The 2,876-nt window shown below is 72.6% G+C and carries 2 pseudogenes; one reads left to right on the top strand and one right to left on the bottom strand.

The window, feature by feature from the left end:
• Window positions 1-158: 158 nt before the first annotated feature.
• Window positions 159-1,823, bottom strand: a pseudogene (locus tag AB0I76_RS26695) (ABC transporter ATP-binding protein); the annotation flags it as partial.
• Window positions 1,824-2,502: 679 nt separating this feature from the next.
• Between AB0I76_RS26695 and AB0I76_RS26690 the strand changes: the two are divergent.
• A pseudogene (locus AB0I76_RS26690) lies at window positions 2,503-2,876 on the top strand (hypothetical protein); the annotation flags it as partial.

The following is a 2,876-nucleotide window of genomic DNA, read 5'->3' as shown; positions in this document are numbered from 1 at the left end:
GCAGCCGTCGCTGCCCTTCCCGCGTGGGCCGCTTACCCGCCGCTGACCTCGTCGAACGACGAGGCATCGGACGATCCCGGTACGGACGACCAGGGGTCGTGCAGAAGGTCCACGCCCACCACGGACCGGCCCGGTGCACCGGCGCCGGCCAGCGCGCCGGCGTGGCTGGTGGCCAGCAGCTCGGCGAACCGCTCCGACTCGCGCAGCGGCCCCGCCTCGACCACCGCGCCGTCGGCCATCACCACCACCTCGTCACAGTGCCGCACCGAGGAGAGACGGTGGGCGATGACGATGCCGATCCGGTCGCGCAGCAGGCGTTCGGTGGCCCGCTGCACCCGTGCCTCGGTCACCGGGTCGAGCCGCGCGGTGGCCTCGTCCAGGATCACCACGCGCGGGTCACGCACGAGGATCCGGGCGAACGCGACGAGCTGCTCCTGCCCCGCCGACAGCGCGTGCCCACCCTCGCCGAGCCGGGTCCGCAGACCGTCGGGCAGCTCGTCGACCCAGGCGGTCAGGCCCAGCTCGTCGAGCGCCCGGGCGGCGTGGTCGAGCAGGTCCGGGTCGAACAGCGCGACGTTCTCGGCGAGCGTGCCGGCGAGGATCTCGGTGCGTTGGGGCACCACGGCGATCCAGCGGCGCAGCTCCTCCACGTCGAGGTCGAGCAGGTCCCGCCCGGCGAGGAACACCGTCCCGCGGGGCAGGTCGACGGCCCGGGTGAGCACCTTGGTCAGGGTCGACTTGCCGGATCCGGTCCGGCCGACCAGTGCGTACGACAGCCCGCGGCGGAACGTCAGGTCGACGTCGCGCAGCGCGGCGCGCCGCACGCCGTCGGTGCTCGGGTAGTGGAAGGTCAACCCCCGCACCACCAGGTCGCCGTCGCTGGGCGGGACGCCGCCGGTGGGCTCCTGCGGCGAGTCCTGGAGCAGCTGCACCCGCCCCCAGGCGCCGAGCGCGTACTGGAGTTCGGGGACCATCCTGCTCACGTGCTCGACGGTCGCGCCGAACGCGAGCGCGAGCAGCCACACCGCGGTCAGCCGCGCGCCGTCGATGCGGCCGGCGGCCAGCGCCCACGCGCCGCCGAGCACGACCACCGCGATGCCGCCGCGGTTGACCGCGCCGGCGATCGTGGTCACCTTCGCCGACATCCGCCACACCACCAGGCCGCGGGAGAGCACGGCCGCCGCGCGTCGGGCGTAGAGGCGCAGGACGTACGGGCGGGCCAGGCTGGTGCGGACGTCGTCCTGACCGTGGATCGCCTCCTCCATCACCGCGGCAAGGTCGGACCAGGCCTCCTCCTCGGCCATCCGGGCCGGGACGATCCGGGCGGTGGGCCGGCGCAGGCCGATCGCGAGCGTCACCGCGAGCACCAGCATCGCGACGCCCGCCGGCCACCAGACGGCGAGGGCGACGAAGACCGACAGCACACCGACCGCCAGCATCTGCGCGATGCGTACGCCCTGGGCGCGCACCGCCGACGCCACCTGGTAGACGTCGCCGTCGATGCGGTCGAGCAGCTCGCCGACCGGGGTGGTCTCCAGCGTCGGCAGGTCCTGGCCGAAGGCGACCCGGCACAGCCGTCGGCGGACGTCGGCGGACCAGTCGGCGGTCACCCCGGCCATGACCAGGCTGACCACGAGGTCGGTGGCCACGGCGGCGACCAGTGCCACCGCAAGCAGGGTGAAGAAGCCCACCGACCGGTGCACGAGGACCGGCCCGGCCAGCGCGGACGCCGCCGCCTGTCCGGCCCCGCCGAGCACGATCAGGCAGGCCACGAGGGTCATCCGGCGGGGCGAGGTGGCCCACATGTCACGGAGCAGACGCATGGTGGACCCCTTACGGCACGACGGTGGCGGAACAACCAGCCTCGCCGTCACGGCCCGGCCGCTCAACGCATTTATGCGTCGATGCGACGCCTGTCGACGTGCTCCTCCACCCGCGACTCAGGTCCGGGCCACCCGGCGGACGATGCCGAGCAGGGCGCGGTGAGCCCGCCATCCCGACGATCCGTAGACTCGCGCCCACCAGGTCGGGCCGGCCCAGCCCAGCTGCGGCCACTGGTCGGGATTCGGCTCCCGGTGAACGGGACCCGAAGAGATCTTGGTAGGAAACGGCCCCTCCAGGGGCCGTTCCGTACCAAGATCTCCCGCCGACCCTTGCGGGACCGGCGATCGTGTGTGTGCGTGTCCGGTAACGGACCATACGTCCGGTTCGGGGTGTGACCGGGGGGCATCCTGGCGGCGGAATCGTGGCCGGCCGGGGGTCGTTACACATGGCGGACGATCGAGCAGGACGCGCAGCCTCCCGGGCGCGGGTTCGTGGCCCCGGAATGATGGCGGGTAGCCGGTCGTTACATCCCCCTGGCACCGCGGACGAGCAACCCCCTGCTCCGGTGAGCGTGTGCCGATCCCCCCGAACTTCCTTGAGCACCGGATGGTGCCTCGCACCCCCGCACGCCGATCCCCCTCGGCGGTTGGGTGCCCACCCCCAAAAGGAGCTCCCCTGATGAACACGATCATGCGTAAGAGCGTTCTCGGTATCGCTGGTATCGCCTTCGCCGGTGGCATCTTCGCCGGCCCCGCTGTTCACGCCGCTGCGGCGGTCGACGCCAAGCCCGTCGCGGTCGCGGTGCAGGCCGACAAGGCCGACACCGGCAAGCTGATCCCGCACGGTGTGCAGGGCAAGCAGTCGCGCATCGACCTGTCGGATGAGCAGACCACCAACGTCAAGGCGATCATCGCGGCGACGAAGAAGGCCGACATGGACGAGCGCGCCGCCGTGGTCGCGATCGCGACCGCGTTGCAGGAGTCGAAGCTGGAGAACCTGGGTCACCTGGGTGAGCGCAACGACCACGACTCGCAGGGCCTGTTCCAGCAGCG

This window comes from Micromonospora sp. NPDC049799 (assembly GCF_040656655.1).
Lineage (GTDB): Bacteria > Actinomycetota > Actinomycetes > Mycobacteriales > Micromonosporaceae > Micromonospora.
Note: the sequence above shows the minus strand (reverse complement) of the source record. Positions and strands in the feature narration are given on the sequence as shown.